Source organism: Fodinicola feengrottensis (assembly GCF_010993775.1).
GTDB lineage: Bacteria > Actinomycetota > Actinomycetes > Mycobacteriales > HKI-0501 > Fodinicola > Fodinicola feengrottensis.
This window is the reverse complement of the sequence record NZ_WOTO01000058.1, coordinates 15,695-29,454: the sequence shown is the minus strand read 5'-3', so window position 1 is coordinate 29,454 and position 13,760 is coordinate 15,695. Positions and strand designations below refer to the sequence as shown.

The following is a 13,760-nucleotide window of genomic DNA, read 5'->3' as shown; positions in this document are numbered from 1 at the left end:
AGAAAAACTGTCGATCTTGCGGGCCAAACTCTCCGCCGCGACGCGTTTGTCCGGATCTTCGCTGGACATCACGACGCCTCCCCTGACGTGACCGGGTCAGGGGCGCCCTGGATGCCACGGTCGACCGCATATTGCTCAAGCATCCGCCGCAGGTTTCGCCGGCCGCGGTGCAGCCGCGACATCACGGTCCCGATCGGGGTGTCCATGATGTCGGCGATCTCCTTGTACGAGAACCCTTCGACATCGGCCAGGTAGACCGCGAGCCGGAACTCCTCGGGCAGCGCCTGCAGCGCTTCCTTCACATCGGAGTCCGGCAGGTGGTCCAGCGCCTCGGTCTCGGCCGAGCGCAGGCCGCTGGAACTGTGCGCCTCCGCGGCCGCCAGCTGCCAGTCCTCGATCTGCTCGGTCGGGGACTGCTGGGGGCCGCCGCTGGCGCTTGCGGTACGAGTTGATGAACGTGTTCGTCAGGATCCGGTAGAGCCAGGCCTTGAGGTTCGTACCCTCCTGGAACTGGTGGAAGGCCGCGAAGGCTTTCACGTACGCCTCCTGAACCAGGTCCTCCGCGTCGGCCGGGTTACGGGTCATCCGCATCGCGGCCGCGTAGAGCTGGTCCAGGAACGGCAGGGCGTCCCGCTCGAAGCGGGCATTGCGCTCCGTCGCGGTTTCTTCGCTTACCAATGCATCTCCGGGCTGTCGAACAGCATGTCCCGCCGAGGATACGCTGCCGCGCCGCGCTCTGCCCGGACCGGTCGCCGCGCCCGGCGGGGGCCATCCACCGGCCACCGGACGGTACGCCGGAGCAGGTCGGAATCCACCGCCGCCGGGACTGTCTCGACCGTCACGAGCTCTGGGGCTGCCATCATGCGCGTACGTCCTCCTAGTGCCGTCCGTACAGGGCCCTTATCGACCCGCACAGCCACTAGAACGCATCGGCTGGCACTGATCTTCCCGCGTCCCTGGTCACATGCCCAGGGTGAGCTGCTCCGGCTCCTCAGGCGTCTCGTCGCGCAGCTCCGGAAAGTTGTTGCGGACGTTGCCGACCGCGGCCGACACCGGCCGAATCTCGATGGCCTCAAGGAACTTGGCCGGCGGTGGTGTGAGCAGCTCCGGATCGGCCGCTGCGCTGGCCAGCCAGTCGGACCAACGGTCGGGCGTGAGGATCAACGGCATCCGGTCGTGCACACCGGCGAGTTCGCCGAGCGCGTCGGTGGTCACCACGCTGCAGCTGAGCACCCGATCGTCGCCGCTCCCCCAGACCTCCCACAGGCCCGCGAAGGCGAGCACCGACCCGTCCGCGGGAGTCATGTAATAAGCCTGCTTGCCAGTCTGGTGGTCGCGCGGCTTCCACTCGTACCAACCGTCCGCCGGCACCAGCGCCCGGCGGCGGGCATACGCCGTACGAAAGGCTGGCTTGGACGTCAGTGAGTCAGCGCGCGCGCGTTGATGAACTTGGCGCCGGTCTTCAGATCCTTGGCCCACCCAGGCACCAGTCCCCACCGGACCACGTCCAGCACCCGCCGCGGATTTTCCTTGTCGCGATGGGAAACCCGCACGATCGGCACGCCGTCGGTAGGCGCCACATTGTACGAGACCCCGAACCGCTCGCGCGCCATCTCGGCCAGTGCCGCGTCGAACAAGGTGCTCAGCTCGTCCGCCGACCGCGTCGTCGTCGCGTACCTGCCGCACATCTCTTCTCCCCTTCAGCGCCCGTCCAGTCCCACCTTAGGCGCGTGGGACAGCCGAAGCGGTGAGCGCGGCCTGGCGCGGAGACTGGCAGACTGATGGCCGTGACGACGAGCGTGATCACTGATCCCTGGCCAGCCCCGACTGCGAGCGGACCGGTCGACGCGGACGTGCGGCTGCCGGGCTCCAAGTCCGCGACCAACCGCGCGCTGCTACTGGCCGCCCTGTCGGAGCGGCCAGCGGTCGTCAGCGGCCCGATGCGGGCCCGCGACTCGGCCTTGATGGTCGGCGGGCTTCGTACGCTCGGCGTCGAGATCGACGACTCCGACGCGCAGGCCTGGCGGGTGACCGGCGGTGCCGTCACCGGCGGTGGGCGGATCGATGTCGGGCTCGCCGGCACGGTGATGCGCTTCCTGCCGCCGGTCGCGGCACTGGGCACCGGACCAACCAGGTTCTTCGGCGACAAGGGTGTCGAAAAGCGGCCGATGGGCATGCTGATCGACGGACTGCGCCAGCTCGGCATCGAGGTCGACGACGGGTGCCTGGGCGCCCTGCCGCTGACCGTCACCGGGCGGGGAGCGGTCACCGGCCGTGAGGTCTCTATAGACGCCAGCGACTCAAGCCAGTTCCTGTCCGCGCTGCTGCTCGCCGCGCCGCGCTTCGCCAACGGCCTCGTGCTGCGGCACACCGGCGAGATCCTGCCGTCGGCGCCGCACCTCGCGATGACCGTACAAATGCTGCGCGCGGCCGGTGCGCAGGTCGACGACAGCCAGCCGAACACCTGGGAGGTCGCACCCGGCCCGCTGACCGCCGGCAGCATCGGCATCGAGCCGGACCTCTCCAACGCCGCGCCGTTCCTGGCCGCCGCGCTGGTGACCGGCGGGACCGTACGAGTGCCGGCCTGGCCGCTGGAGTCAACGCAGCCGGGCGCTGAGCTGCCGGCGCTGCTGACAGCGATGGGTGCGACGGTGACGCTGAACGCGAACGGCCTCGCGGTAACCGGCGGACGACTCCGTGGCATCGACGCCGACCTGCGGGACGTCAGCGAGCTGACGCCGGCCATCGCCGCACTCGCGGCGCTCGCCGACGGGCCGTCGACCCTGCGTGGGGTCGCCCACATCCGCGGCCACGAAACCGACCGGCTGGCCGCGTTGCGTACCGAGATCAACGCTCTGGGCGGCGACGTGAAAGAAACCGCCGACGGGCTCGTCATCAACCCGAAGCCGCTGCATGGCGGGGTTTTCAGTACGTACGCCGATCACCGGATGGCGACCGCCGCCGCGGTGCTGGGCCTGGCCGTGGAAGGCGTCCTCATCGAGAACGTCGCCACCACTTCCAAGACGCTTCCCGAATTCACCGGGCTGTGGACAGCGATGCTCGGCGGCGGCAGCTGACCGGGCCGGCGTCATGACCAGTCATAGCCGCGGGGCACGGGACATGGACGAGGACGACGTCCGGACCCGCCCAGGCCGCTCCTCCCGCCCGCGTACGCGCACCCGCCCCGCCCACCCGACGCCGCGCCGCGTCCGGGCTGGTCATCGGGGTCGACCGGGGCCGCTACACGTTGCGGGTGGACGACGTGACCGTCACCGCGATGCGGGCCCGCGAGCTTGGCCGCAAGTCGGTGGTGGTCGGCGACCAGGTGGCTGTGGTCGGCGACGTCTCCGGCGGCCCCGACGCGCTGGCCCGGATCGTACGCATCCAGGAGCGGTCGTCGGTGCTGCGTCGTACGGCCGACGACGACGACCCGTACGAGCGGGTGGTGGTCGCCAACGCCGACCAGTTGGTGATCGTCACCGCGCTGGCTGACCCGCCGCCGCGGACCGGCTTCATCAACCGTTGCCTGGTTGCCGCGTACGACTCCGGCATCGAACCACTGCTCTGCCTCACCAAGGCCGACCTCGCGACGCCCGAGGAGATCATCGAGACGTACGCCGATCTCGAGCTGCCGGTGGTCACCTGCCGCCGCGACGAGCCACCCGATCCGCTGGCAGCCCGGCTGGCGAACCGGATGAGCGTGCTGATCGGGCACTCCGGCGTCGGCAAGTCGACCCTGGTCAACGCCTTGGTGCCAGGGACGAACCGAGCCATCGGCGTGGTCAGCGGCATCGGCAAGGGCCGGCACACGTCCACCTCGGCGGTCGCCCTGGCGCTGCCCGGCGGCGGCTGGGTCATCGACACCCCCGGCATCCGCTCCTTCGGCCTCGCGCACGTATCGCCCAGCAGCCTGCTCGCCTCCTCCTTCACCGACCTCGTCCCCGGCGCGCAGACGACTGCCCGCCCAGCTGCGCCCCACCTGTCCTGTCCGCCGCCGACGGCTGCGCCCTCGACGCGTACGTCGCCGCCGGCCACGCCCAACCCCGCCGCCTCGCCTCGTACCGACGCTTGCTGGAGTCGCGCTCCGACTAGGGCGTGTCTCCTAATTCCAGGTGGATGAGGGTCGAGATCCAAGCGTCGGCTGCCGGTGCCGGGCGGTCACCTTCATACCGTTGTTGTATGGGGGTGATCGCCCGGTGCCGGCAGCCGACGCTTGGGCTCGGCCCTCGCCGCCTGGGGTTAGGAGACACGCCCTAGACCCGCGGCTGCCTGCTCGGCGGCACCGAGTGGCACCGAGTGGCACCGAAAAGGCGCCGCTCGGCGAGCAAGGTGAACCCAGACCAGGGTGCGGCGCGAAACTGTCGTACCCCTCCGGCAGATTTGCCCCCACCCAGTGACGGGTGGGGGGTGGGTTCGAGGACCAATGTCCAACTAAATCAAGGTCCACCTCTCGACCCACCCCCCGCCCGTTCAAAGGGAGGGGGAAAGAAAAACAGACACCTACGACAATTTCGCGCCGCACCCGGCGTGTTGCCGGCGGGACGCGCCGGGTGGATCTACGCGCTGAACGTCAGACCGGGTGGTGGCCGCCGATGCGCCAGTACTGGCCGGCTTCGCGGGCCAGCAGAGACTCGTCGACGAGGTAGCGGCGCAGGGCCGCGTAGTCGGGGTACCACGCGCGCAGGATCGCGTTGACTTCGCGTTCGGGATAGCGCACACCCGGTTCGAAGGCCAGCGCGATGTGTTCCAGGACGGCGAGGCGCTTGGCGCGGGGGCGGCCGGCATGGTGGTGAGGCGACCGTTGGTGATGAAGGTACGCAGGGCGCCGGCGACGGCTGGGTCGGTGGCGCCGAAGTCTTCGGTTTCGGCTGGTTCGGTGGCGTCCTGGGCAAGTTGGCGCAGTGCGGCGACCGTCAAGTCACCGTCCACAGTGGACAGTAAGCCGCCCGCGACCAGTTGGCCGACGGCTTTGGCGGCGTCTTTGGCGCTCAGGTCGGCGGCCTCGGCGACGTCGGCGATGCGGGCTGCACCGAGCGCGACCGCGGCCAGCGCGCGCAGCCGGGCCGGTTCGGCGAGCAGCCGGACAACCGCGACCGGGGTGAGCACCGGACGGTCGGATTCCGGCTCGGGGAAAAGGAAGAAGGCCATCACGACTCCGGGAAGGCGAGGTGGTGGAGCAGGGCGGTCAGCGCCAGGCCGTTGGTGACCCGGCCGGCGCGGACGTGCCCGGCGAGATCGGCGGCCGGCACCCACTCGACCCGGTCCGACTCGTACGCGTCGACCGGCTCACCGACGTAGTCGGCGCCATCGGCGCGCAGCACATGGAAAGTCTGCCGGGCGGTGCCGTTCAAGGGGTGGTACGCGATCAGCTCGCGCAACGGGCCGGGCCGCCAGCCGGTCTCCTCCAGGGTCTCCCGGGCGCCGGCCTGCGCGGGCGTCTCGCCCTCCTCCATCCGACCGGCCGGGATCTCCCACCCCTGCGAGTCGGTGGTGAACCGGTGCCGCCACAGCAGCAGGACAGCGCCGTCCTTCGGGCGTACGACCAGCACTCCAACCGCCGGATACGGATAGACCACGACGTGGTGGTCGATCTGCCGACCGTCCGGCAGCCGGATGTCGGCGATCGCCACATCCAGCCAGCCAGCCGCCGGCATAAACCGTCCGCTCGTTCCGCACCTGCCATCGCACGGTCCCCGACCCTATCCGACCGCAAGCGCGGCTACGCGAGGGTACGGGCGAACCAGTCCCACATCTTGGGCTCAACCACCACCCAGGCCGCGTCCACATGGCCGCCGCTGGGCGACATCTCCAGCGTCACGCCGTCCGGCCGGGCCACCGCCTTGGCGAAGGTCGCGGCCGCCGTCTGGTCCTCCACACTGTCCACTGTGGAAAAGACATAAAAGTCCAGCGGCAGGTGCTTGCGATGCAAGATCGTCCACTGTGGACTGTTGTCCAGCCGGGCCTGCGCGTTGCCTTTGTAGAGATCACCGGTGGTGTTGTCGGTGACAGCGGTGAAATACCCGGAGAGGCTGGCGGCCGCGGAGAACCGCTGCGGATAGTTCAACGCCAGGTTCGCCGCACAGAACCCGCCGGTCGACACGCCGGCCACACCCCAACCGCGGCGGTCCGTACGCACCCGAAACTGTGCCGCCAGCGCGTCCGGCACATCCTCCGCGAGATAGGTGGCGGCCTGCGCGCCACCGACCGCGTTGACACATTCGCTGTCCTTGGGCGGCGCCGGATTCTGTTGCGGCATCACCGCGATCATCGCCGGCGCGCGGCCGGTCCTGATCTCCTCGTCGAGGTATTTCTTCACGTCCAACGAGACCGGCCAGGTGTACGGGGTGCCCGGATAGCCAGCCAGCAACTCGACCACCGGGAACTTGCGTTTCTGCTCGCTCTTGTTGGCGTACGAGCCGAGCCCGCACATAGACCCATGCCTGGAAGTTGTAGCCGGTCCGCTTGCCGTGCAACGTCACCTGGATGACCTGGCTTTTGGTGGCGTCGTTGCGATCGACCAAAGACGTGAAGAGTCGCGACCCAAGGCCGGTGACCTCCCGCTGGATCGGGTTCGGTGCCTTGCCGTTCGGCCCGCTCTGCACCGGTCGGTTGAACACCTCGCGCGCTTCCTCGTGGGCCGGCGGGATCCCGAGAAGGTCATTCCAGGTCGTGTAGAAACCCTGGTCGGCGTTGACATATCCGGCCAGGACGAGCAGAAAAAGCACCTGCGCGGTGAAAACCACCGTCAGCCGGCGACCCAGCTGCCAGCGCTTCCACTTCCAGGTGAGAAAGGCGAAAACCGTTATTCCAACCGTCAGCACCGCAAGCAGGCCGACAAAGGTTATGTCGTTGGGCTCCATTGTTTTTAACCTCAGGTTTTCAACTGACTTCCCAGCCACTGCCAGGCACGGATTGACGCGGACCGCCAGACGCCATCGTTATGTCCCCGGTCGGCTGCAGCACGACGGCCAGGCCGTCCGGCGGCTTGACCGCGGCGATGAAATTCTTGGTAGACGGATAGGAACTCGGATCGTCCTCGATGGCGAAGAGGTAGAAACTCATCGGCGGCCGGTTGTGCAGCTGCACTGTGTGCGTCGGGCTGTTCGCCTCCCGCAGCTCTGTCGACCCGCCATACAGGTCACCGGTGGTGTCGTCGATGAGCGCGTCGAAGTAACCTCCGATGCTCACCACCGACGCGTATTCGGTCGGGTGTCGCAACGCCAGGTTGGCCGCACAGAACCCGCCGGTCGAAACGCCCATGGTGGCCCAGCCGGTCCGGTCCGTGGCCGTACGCAGCGCGGCCTTCAGGTAGTCCGGCACGTCCTGGGTGAGGAAGGTGTCGACCTGGTCGCCGCCGGCCGCGTTCACGCATTCGCTGTCCCGCGGCGGCGACGGATACTGCAACGCCACCTCCGCGATCACCGGCTGCATCTTGTGTTGGTTGATCAAAGTGTCCAATGTCGACTGCAACTGCATGCCGACCGTCCAGGTCTGCAACGAACCCGGATATCCGGAGAACAGCTGCACCACCGGGAATCTTTTGTTGGCATTGGCTTTGTCGAAATAGGCCGCCGGCACGTATGTCGTCATGGGCAGCGTAATGCCGCTCTTTGAACCGCTGACATACGTGTCTTCCACCACGCTGTGGCCGCCGGCACCACCGAGTTTGGCGATTTTCGCACTGAAGGTGGCCGGTGCGCTCAACTGACTGTTGGGCGGTTTCGGCACCGGTTTGCCGCGCGAGGCAACCGTCCCGCCAGGCGGTCCGGACGTACTCGAAAGGCCCAACAGATCCGACCAGGAAGTAAAGAAATACTCCTGCCGATTGATCCACGCGGCCGCGAACGCAACCAGCAGCACCTGGGAGAGCAGCAGGCCGATAATGCGTCTGGGCATCTTGAATCGCCACCGGTCCCACGTGATCACTGTCACGGCGGTAAAGCCGACGAAAAGCAACGCCAGTACGGCCAGCAATGAGCGCGACAACAACCCCACGGTGGGTTAACCCCCGGTCTCCATGACTCTTTTCAGGCATACCTGTGTTCTGAGACGCTTAACCGACCTCTTAGGTTCCATCAAGATCGTCCTTATCTAACCTGTACGGTGCGCTCATGGCGACTTACACCGACGATCTGGCGTTGGCTCACGTGCTGGCCGACACCGCTGACTCCATCTCGTTGGGCCGGTTCAAGGCACTGGATCTGCGGGTGGACAGCAAGCCGGACATGACGCCGGTCAGCGACGCCGACACCGCCGTCGAGAAGGCGATCGAGTCGACTCTCGCTCGTACTCGCCCGCGCGATGGCCTGCTCGGCGAGGAGTTCGGCGAGCGCAGCGGCCCGGCCGGCAACGGCCAGCGGCGCTGGGTGGTCGACCCGATCGACGGGACCGCCAACTACGTCCGCGGGGTGCCGGTGTGGGCCACCCTGATCGCGCTGCTGGACGGCAACGAGCCGGTGGTCGGGCTGGTGTCCGCGCCGGCGATGCGACAGCGCTGGTGGGCCGCTCGCGGCGGCGGCGCGTACACCGGCCGGCAGCGCTCCTCGGCGACCGCCATAAAGACCTCGGCGGTGACCAACCTCTCCGACGCCTCGCTGTCCTACTCGAGCATCAGTGACTGGTACGACGCCGACCGCGGCGACGCCTTCATGGGCCTCACCCGCGAGGTGTGGCGTACGCGTGCGTACGGCGACTTCTACTCGTACGTCCTGCTGGCCGAGGGCGCCCTGGACGTGGCCATCGAGCCGGAGGTGTCGCTCTGGGACCTGGCCGCGCTGGTCCCGATCATCACCGAGGCCGGTGGCCGGTTCACCGACCTGTCCGGGCAGCCCGGGCCGCATGGCGGCAGCGCGGTGGCCACCAACGGCCACCTGCACACCGAGGTGTTGGCCCAGCTGACGCCCAGTCAGGCGAGGTCTGCCCCACCAGCGTGAAAATGTCGTGAACCTGGGGTGCGGTACAGGGGCGCCCCGAGCGAGGTTGCCGCACCGTAAGTAGTCTCTGGTGGTGTCTGTGGGGTGGGTGTTTCTGGCGCTGTCCGTAGTGTTCTACGGGTTCGCCAATTTCCTGCAGGCGATCGCCGCGACCAGCGAGCGCGGGACGACCCGGTTCGGCGTAAGGACGCTGTTCCGGCTGGCCACCCATCGGACGTACGTCGCCGGCATCCTGGCGCAGTTTCTGGGCTTCGTGTGTGCGTTCTTCGCGCGTGCGGACCTGCCGCTGTTCCTGGTCCAGTCGGCGGCCGCGGGGGGGCTGGGGCTGACCACGCTGCTCGGCGTACTGATCCTCAAGTGGCGGCTGCCCACCATCGAGCTGGTGCTGCTGGGCATGCTGGCCTTCGGACTGCTGGCGCTGATCCTGTCCGCCGAACAGTCCCCGTCCGAGCCGCTGAACCTGTTCGAGGTGGTGTTGCTGGCCGGTACGGCCATCGGGATCGCCCTGATGGGCCGGTTGGCGTCCCGGCAACGCGGGTCCGAGGGCGCGGTGGCGCTGGGCAGCCTCGCCGGGCTGGGGTTCAGCGCCGCCGCGATCGCGTCCCGGCCGCTGGCCGGACACGACTCGGTACTCGCCTTCGTCTCCGATCCGCTGCTCTACATCGTGATCGTCAACTCGATCATCGGCCAGGTGCTGTTGGCCGCGGCGATGCAGCGCGGCAGTACGACCGCCGCGGTCGCGTCGATGGAAGCGGCCACCGCCGTGCCGGCGGCGTTTTTCGGCGTGGTGCTGTTGGGCGACAAGATCGCGCCGGGCCGGACCTGGCTGCGCGGTCCTGGGCTTCGTCGTGAGCCTCGCCGCGGTGCTGCTGATGACCCGCTTCTCCAGCGAACAACACGGCGGCGCGCCGGGCGACTATCCGCTGCAGCTGCGACCTCGAAAGAAAGCCGCGCAGATCAAGAACGGCCGCTGGGTCGCGCCGCCGCGCCGGCAGAAGCGCGTCGCGGCCGTGCGTACAAAAAACGGCGGGTGCTCTAGCGTTGGCGCATTTCGTCGGTTAATGTCGTCGCCGTGACTACCGGGTCGGCCATGGGCCACAAGCGAGTGAGGTTCCCGGTCGCGGCGTGAGCGCCCGGCGGGCCAGAGGCCCGCCTTTCCCTTTGGTTCTCCCCTTTTTTAAGGGTCTGACGACCGTACCCCCATTTTTCGTCGGCGACATCCGTCCGGCTCCTGGCCCGCGACATTTTCTTGCTGCCCCATGGCAGTTCTTTGTCATGCTCCTTTTTTGCCAACCCTGAGAAGAAAGTAGTGAATTCCCATCGATTTCAACCAGCAGATCATCGACGAGTTCCGCGCCAATGAAGGAAAAGTCGGCGGCTATTTCGAAGGAGCCCGGTTGCTCCTGCTGACCACCACCGGGGCGCGGTCCGGCGCCAAGCGTACGACCCCGCTGGTCTACCTCCCGGACGGCGGCGAGCGGATCCTGGTCATCGGCTCCGCCGGTGGTGCGCCGCGCCACCCGGCCTGGTTCCACAACCTGGTCGCGCACCCCCCCGCGACGACCGTCGAGAACGGCGTTTTCACGTACCAGGCGGCGGCCACGGTGCTGGAAGGCGCCGAGCGGGACCAGATCTTCACCCGGGCGGCGCAGGCCAATCCGGGCTGGGCCGACTACCAGGCCAAGACGAGCAGGGTGATCCCGGTGATCGCGCTGAAGCCGGTCAGCGCCGGCCCGCCGAACACCACCCTGAAGGGCATCCACGACGCCTTCCGCCGGGAACTTTCGTTGGTACGCCAGGAGATCGCCGACTCCGGCCCGACCATCGGCGCACAGCTGCGAGTGAACTGCCTGACCGTCTGCCAGGGCCTGCACCTGCACCACGCCGGCGAGGAGGCGGGGATTTTCCCGCAGTTGGTACGGCGCTTCCCCGAGGTGGAACCGGCGATCGACCGGCTGCGGGTCGAGCACGAGAAGGTCGCGGCCCTGGTCGACGAACTGCGAGAGCGCCATTGCCTCGCCGCCATTGCCTCGGACCGTACGGACCGGCCGGCGGTACTGGCCGAGGTGGACCGGCTGATCGACGAGCTGGAACGCCACCTGACGTACGAAGAAGAGCAGCTGATGCCGCTGCTCGGCTAAAAGTCGGCACTGGACGCTCGCGCGGGCGTCCAGTGCCGGAACTCAGCGGGCTCGGGCCACCGCGAAGACCGACTGGCCGAACGGCGGCCGGATCTTGGACTCGATGCGCCGCTCGACCGGGATGTAGACCTTGTCGTACAAGGTCAGCATCGGGCTTTCCTGCGGGCGCCGGTTGAGCAGTTTCACCGCGCCGTACCAGGCGAACAGGCCCAGCGCGTTGATGTACTGGCAGCGCTCGATCTCCAGGCCGGCGGACGTGAGCGCCTCCGCCATGCTGGCCTTGGTGTAGCGACGCTGGTGGCCGATCTCCAGGTCGAACTTGCTCATCGCGAACTCGAACGCCGGCACCACCAGCACCACCACGCGCCGCCGGCGGCCGCAGCAGGCCGGAGAAGGCCTTCAGCGCGTCGATCTGGTCGGGGATGTGCTCCAACACGTTGTACGCGACGACGGCCGAGTAGTCGGCGGTCTCGTCGATCGGCACGGCCAGCTCGCGCACGCTCACCCGCGGGTCGTTCTCGAACCGCTCGTACAACCCCGCGAGGCGGGCTGGGTCGGCTTCGCTGGCGGTGAGCTTGACGCCCATGTCGGCCCAGTCGGAGGCGTAGTAGCCCATCCCGGAGCCGATCTCCAGCAGGTTGTCGCCGAAATACGGCATCCCCAACGAGCAGAGCCAGCGCCGGTAGTTCACCGCGGCGCGGAGGTCCTCAAGGACGTCCGACTGCAGCTCGGTGTCGCCAACTACCTTGTTGCTCATCAGTCAGTGTGCTCCCGTCGAAGTCGCTAACGCCTTTGTCAGCGGGCCGGCGAGCGCGCGAAGCGCGCGTCCCCGATGGCTCAGCTGGTCCTTCTCCGCCGCTGGCATCTCGGCGGTGGTCCGGCTGTGCCCGGTCGGAACGAAAATGGGGTCGTACCCGAAACCGTTGTCACCTCTTGGTTCGGTGGTCAGCGTACCGTCCACCCTGCCTACCACGACGTCCTCAACCCCATCTGGTGTGACCAACGCCGCAGCGCAGACGAAGGCGGCGCCGCGCCGCAGCGCCGGCACGTCGTTGATCTGGGCCAGCAGCAACGCGAGGTTGGCCGCGTCGTCGCCGTGGCCGCCGGACCACCGCGCGGACAGCACACCGGGCATCCCGTTCAGCGCGTCGACCGCGATCCCGGAGTCGTCGGCGACCGTCAGCAAGCCGGTGTGCCGGGCCCCTTCACGGGCCTTGAGCAGCGCGTTGTCCTCGAAGGTCTGGCCCGTCTCGGGGACCTCCTGGTACGCCGGCACGTCCGCCAGCGACAACAGCTGCACGTCACCGAGGTCGATGGTCACCAGGATCCGGTGCAGCTCGTCGAGCTTCTTGAGATTGCGGGTCGCGACCAGCAGCTGGCTCACCCGCGGGCCTCACGCTGCATCCGGGCCAGCTCCGCGGTGCCGGCGACCGCGAGGTCCAGCAGCGCGTCCAGCCGGGCCCGATCGAAGACGCCGTGCTCGGCGGTGCCCTGGACCTCGACGAAGTCGCCGGTGCCCGTACAGATGACGTTCATGTCGACCTCGGCATCGACGTCCTCTTCGTAGCAGAGGTCGAGCATCGGCACGCCGGCGATGACGCCGACGCTGACCGCGGCCACTGAATGGGGCAGCGTGGCGGCCGGGTCCTTGGCCAGCGCGCCACGCTTGGCCAGCCAGTCAACAGCGTCGGCGAGTGCCACATACGCACCGCTGATGGCGGCCGTACGAGTGCCGCCGTCGGCCTGCAGCACGTCACAGTCGAGCTGGATGGTGTTCTCGCCGAGCGCCTTCAGGTCAATCGCGGCCCGCAGGCTGCGCCCGATCAGCCGGCTGATCTCGTGCGTACGACCGCCGACGCGGCCCTTCACGCTCTCCCGGTCGCCGCGGGTGTGGGTGGCGCGTGGCAGCATCGCGTATTCGGCCGTCACCCAGCCGAGGCCGCTGCCCTTGCGCCAGCGTGGCACGCCTTCGGTCACGCTGGCCGCACACAGCACCCGGGTACGCCCGTACTCGACGAGCACCGACCCCTCGGCGTGGTCGAGCCAGTTTCTGGTGAAAGTCACCGGGCGGAGTTGATCGGCGCGCCGTCCATCCGGACGACCAGCGGCGGGCGTCATGTCACGGGAGCCTAGATGATGCCAATCTTCCCCCTTGTCCGGCCCGCCGCCGTCCCATTCCCGCCGTCACCCTCAGAGGCCGGTGCCGGTACGGGTGAGGTGCCAGGGGCCGGTGCCGGGTTGGTCCTGCCAGCCGACGGTGGCGCTGCCGTCGCCGGCCGGGGCGGTGAAAACCAGCCTGCCGATATCGTCCTGGGAGACCGCGACCGGGCCGGTGACCTGCGCGTACGTGTGCGAGGCGTCGCGGATCAGGGTGGCGTGCCATGGGCCGCTGTCGGGAGCGTTCTGCCAACCGTGCAGGACGCGGCCGTCGGACGTACGAACGAAGTACGTGAGCAGGGCGCAGGCGTCCAGCGAGATGGCTGGGTCGCCGACGACGGTGGCGGTGACGTGGGTGCCGTCGTCGTCCGTGTCGGTGACCGGCATCAGGGTCGTCCACTGCCACGGGCCGGCACCCACGTTTGTCTGCCAGCCGTGCGAGAGCCGGCCGGCTGGGTCACGGGCGACGAAGACGAGCCGACCCCACGAGGTTTGCCCGATCGCCGGCCGGCCAGCCACCGGCACCGGG

At 68.5% G+C, this 13,760-nt stretch carries 15 protein-coding genes and 4 pseudogenes; 7 read left to right on the top strand and 12 right to left on the bottom strand.

Going from position 1 to position 13,760, the window contains the following annotated elements:
- Window positions 1-68: 68 nt before the first annotated feature.
- From GNX96_RS38360 to GNX96_RS58460, 3 genes and pseudogenes are all read right to left on the bottom strand, one after another.
- A pseudogene (locus GNX96_RS38360) lies at window positions 69-678 on the bottom strand (sigma-70 family RNA polymerase sigma factor).
- A gap of 282 nt (window positions 679-960) precedes the next feature.
- Window positions 961-1,479, bottom strand: a complete 519-nt coding sequence (locus tag GNX96_RS38355; RefSeq protein ID WP_279582576.1) for an SOS response-associated peptidase — start codon at window positions 1,477-1,479, stop codon at window positions 961-963.
- Window positions 1,419-1,688: an SOS response-associated peptidase family protein gene (locus tag GNX96_RS58460; RefSeq protein ID WP_279582575.1), complete on the bottom strand. Its 270-nt coding sequence runs from the start codon at window positions 1,686-1,688 to the stop codon at window positions 1,419-1,421. The genes GNX96_RS38355 and GNX96_RS58460 overlap by 61 nt, the downstream gene beginning before the upstream one ends.
- A 93-nt stretch (window positions 1,689-1,781) precedes the next feature.
- Between GNX96_RS58460 and aroA the strand changes: the two genes are divergently transcribed.
- Together aroA and rsgA are read left to right on the top strand one after the other, a co-directional pair.
- On the top strand, window positions 1,782-3,077 hold the full coding sequence (gene aroA, locus GNX96_RS38350) for a 3-phosphoshikimate 1-carboxyvinyltransferase (protein WP_163572630.1): 1,296 nt from the start codon (window positions 1,782-1,784) through the stop codon (window positions 3,075-3,077).
- 13 nt (window positions 3,078-3,090) lie between these two features.
- Window positions 3,091-4,092 (top strand): annotated as a pseudogene (gene rsgA / locus GNX96_RS38345) (ribosome small subunit-dependent GTPase A).
- Between the two features lie 408 nt (window positions 4,093-4,500).
- Here the strand turns inward: rsgA and GNX96_RS67445 are convergent.
- The 3 genes from GNX96_RS67445 to GNX96_RS38330 form a co-directional block, all read right to left on the bottom strand.
- Window positions 4,501-5,148 carry a hypothetical protein gene (locus tag GNX96_RS67445; protein ID WP_279582574.1) on the bottom strand — a complete coding sequence of 216 codons (648 nt, stop codon included), beginning with the start codon at window positions 5,146-5,148 and terminating at the stop codon, window positions 4,501-4,503.
- Window positions 5,148-5,654 carry an NUDIX hydrolase gene (locus GNX96_RS38335; RefSeq protein WP_163572629.1) on the bottom strand — a complete coding sequence of 169 codons (507 nt, stop codon included), beginning with the start codon at window positions 5,652-5,654 and terminating at the stop codon, window positions 5,148-5,150. The genes GNX96_RS67445 and GNX96_RS38335 overlap by 1 nt, the downstream gene beginning before the upstream one ends.
- Window positions 5,655-5,719: 65 nt before the next feature.
- Entirely contained in the window at window positions 5,720-6,430 is a 711-nt protein-coding gene (locus tag GNX96_RS38330) for an alpha/beta hydrolase (RefSeq protein WP_163572628.1), read from the bottom strand.
- A gap of 37 nt (window positions 6,431-6,467) precedes the next feature.
- Between GNX96_RS38330 and GNX96_RS38325 the strand changes: the two genes are divergently transcribed.
- Window positions 6,468-6,869 (top strand): hypothetical protein, encoded by a 402-nt coding sequence (locus GNX96_RS38325; protein WP_163572627.1) that lies wholly within the window; start codon window positions 6,468-6,470, stop codon window positions 6,867-6,869.
- Window positions 6,870-6,879: 10 nt separating this feature from the next.
- Here GNX96_RS38325 and GNX96_RS38320 read toward each other — a convergent pair whose 3' ends face one another.
- On the bottom strand, window positions 6,880-7,986 hold the full coding sequence (locus GNX96_RS38320) for an alpha/beta hydrolase (RefSeq protein WP_279582573.1): 1,107 nt from the start codon (window positions 7,984-7,986) through the stop codon (window positions 6,880-6,882).
- 125 nt (window positions 7,987-8,111) lie between these two features.
- On the opposite strand from GNX96_RS38320, the gene hisN reads away from it, so the two are divergent.
- The 4 genes and pseudogenes from hisN to GNX96_RS58450 all read left to right on the top strand — a co-directional run bounded on the left by hisN (window position 8,112) and on the right by GNX96_RS58450 (window position 11,074).
- Window positions 8,112-8,933, top strand: a complete 822-nt coding sequence (hisN, locus tag GNX96_RS38315; RefSeq protein ID WP_163572625.1) for a histidinol-phosphatase — start codon at window positions 8,112-8,114, stop codon at window positions 8,931-8,933.
- A gap of 70 nt (window positions 8,934-9,003) precedes the next feature.
- The gene (locus GNX96_RS38310) at window positions 9,004-9,972 is read left to right on the top strand and encodes a hypothetical protein (protein ID WP_279582572.1); all 969 of its coding nucleotides are present in this window, start codon (window positions 9,004-9,006) and stop codon (window positions 9,970-9,972) included.
- A gap of 274 nt (window positions 9,973-10,246) precedes the next feature.
- Window positions 10,247-10,648: pseudogene (locus GNX96_RS58455) on the top strand (nitroreductase family deazaflavin-dependent oxidoreductase); the annotation flags it as partial.
- Window positions 10,628-11,074, top strand: a complete 447-nt coding sequence (locus GNX96_RS58450; protein WP_313885885.1) for a hemerythrin domain-containing protein — start codon at window positions 10,628-10,630, stop codon at window positions 11,072-11,074. The pseudogene GNX96_RS58455 and the gene GNX96_RS58450, both read left to right, overlap by 21 nt.
- A gap of 42 nt (window positions 11,075-11,116) precedes the next feature.
- Here GNX96_RS58450 and GNX96_RS58445 read toward each other — a convergent pair whose 3' ends face one another.
- From GNX96_RS58445 to GNX96_RS38285, 5 genes and pseudogenes are all read right to left on the bottom strand, one after another.
- The gene (locus tag GNX96_RS58445; RefSeq protein WP_279582571.1) at window positions 11,117-11,401 is read right to left on the bottom strand and encodes a hypothetical protein; all 285 of its coding nucleotides are present in this window, start codon (window positions 11,399-11,401) and stop codon (window positions 11,117-11,119) included.
- Window positions 11,402-11,507: 106 nt separating this feature from the next.
- Window positions 11,508-11,660: pseudogene (locus GNX96_RS65930) on the bottom strand (hypothetical protein); the annotation flags it as partial.
- Between the two features lie 174 nt (window positions 11,661-11,834).
- On the bottom strand, window positions 11,835-12,458 hold the full coding sequence (gene rdgB / locus GNX96_RS38295) for an RdgB/HAM1 family non-canonical purine NTP pyrophosphatase (RefSeq protein ID WP_163572623.1): 624 nt from the start codon (window positions 12,456-12,458) through the stop codon (window positions 11,835-11,837).
- Entirely contained in the window at window positions 12,455-13,192 is a 738-nt protein-coding gene (gene rph / locus GNX96_RS38290; RefSeq protein WP_163572622.1) for a ribonuclease PH, read from the bottom strand. Before rph ends, rdgB begins: the two co-directional genes overlap by 4 nt.
- Before the next feature lie 72 nt (window positions 13,193-13,264).
- Complete coding sequence (locus GNX96_RS38285; protein ID WP_163572621.1) at window positions 13,265-13,756, bottom strand: hypothetical protein; 492 nt, start codon at window positions 13,754-13,756, stop codon at window positions 13,265-13,267.
- Between the last annotated feature and the right edge of the window lie 4 nt (window positions 13,757-13,760).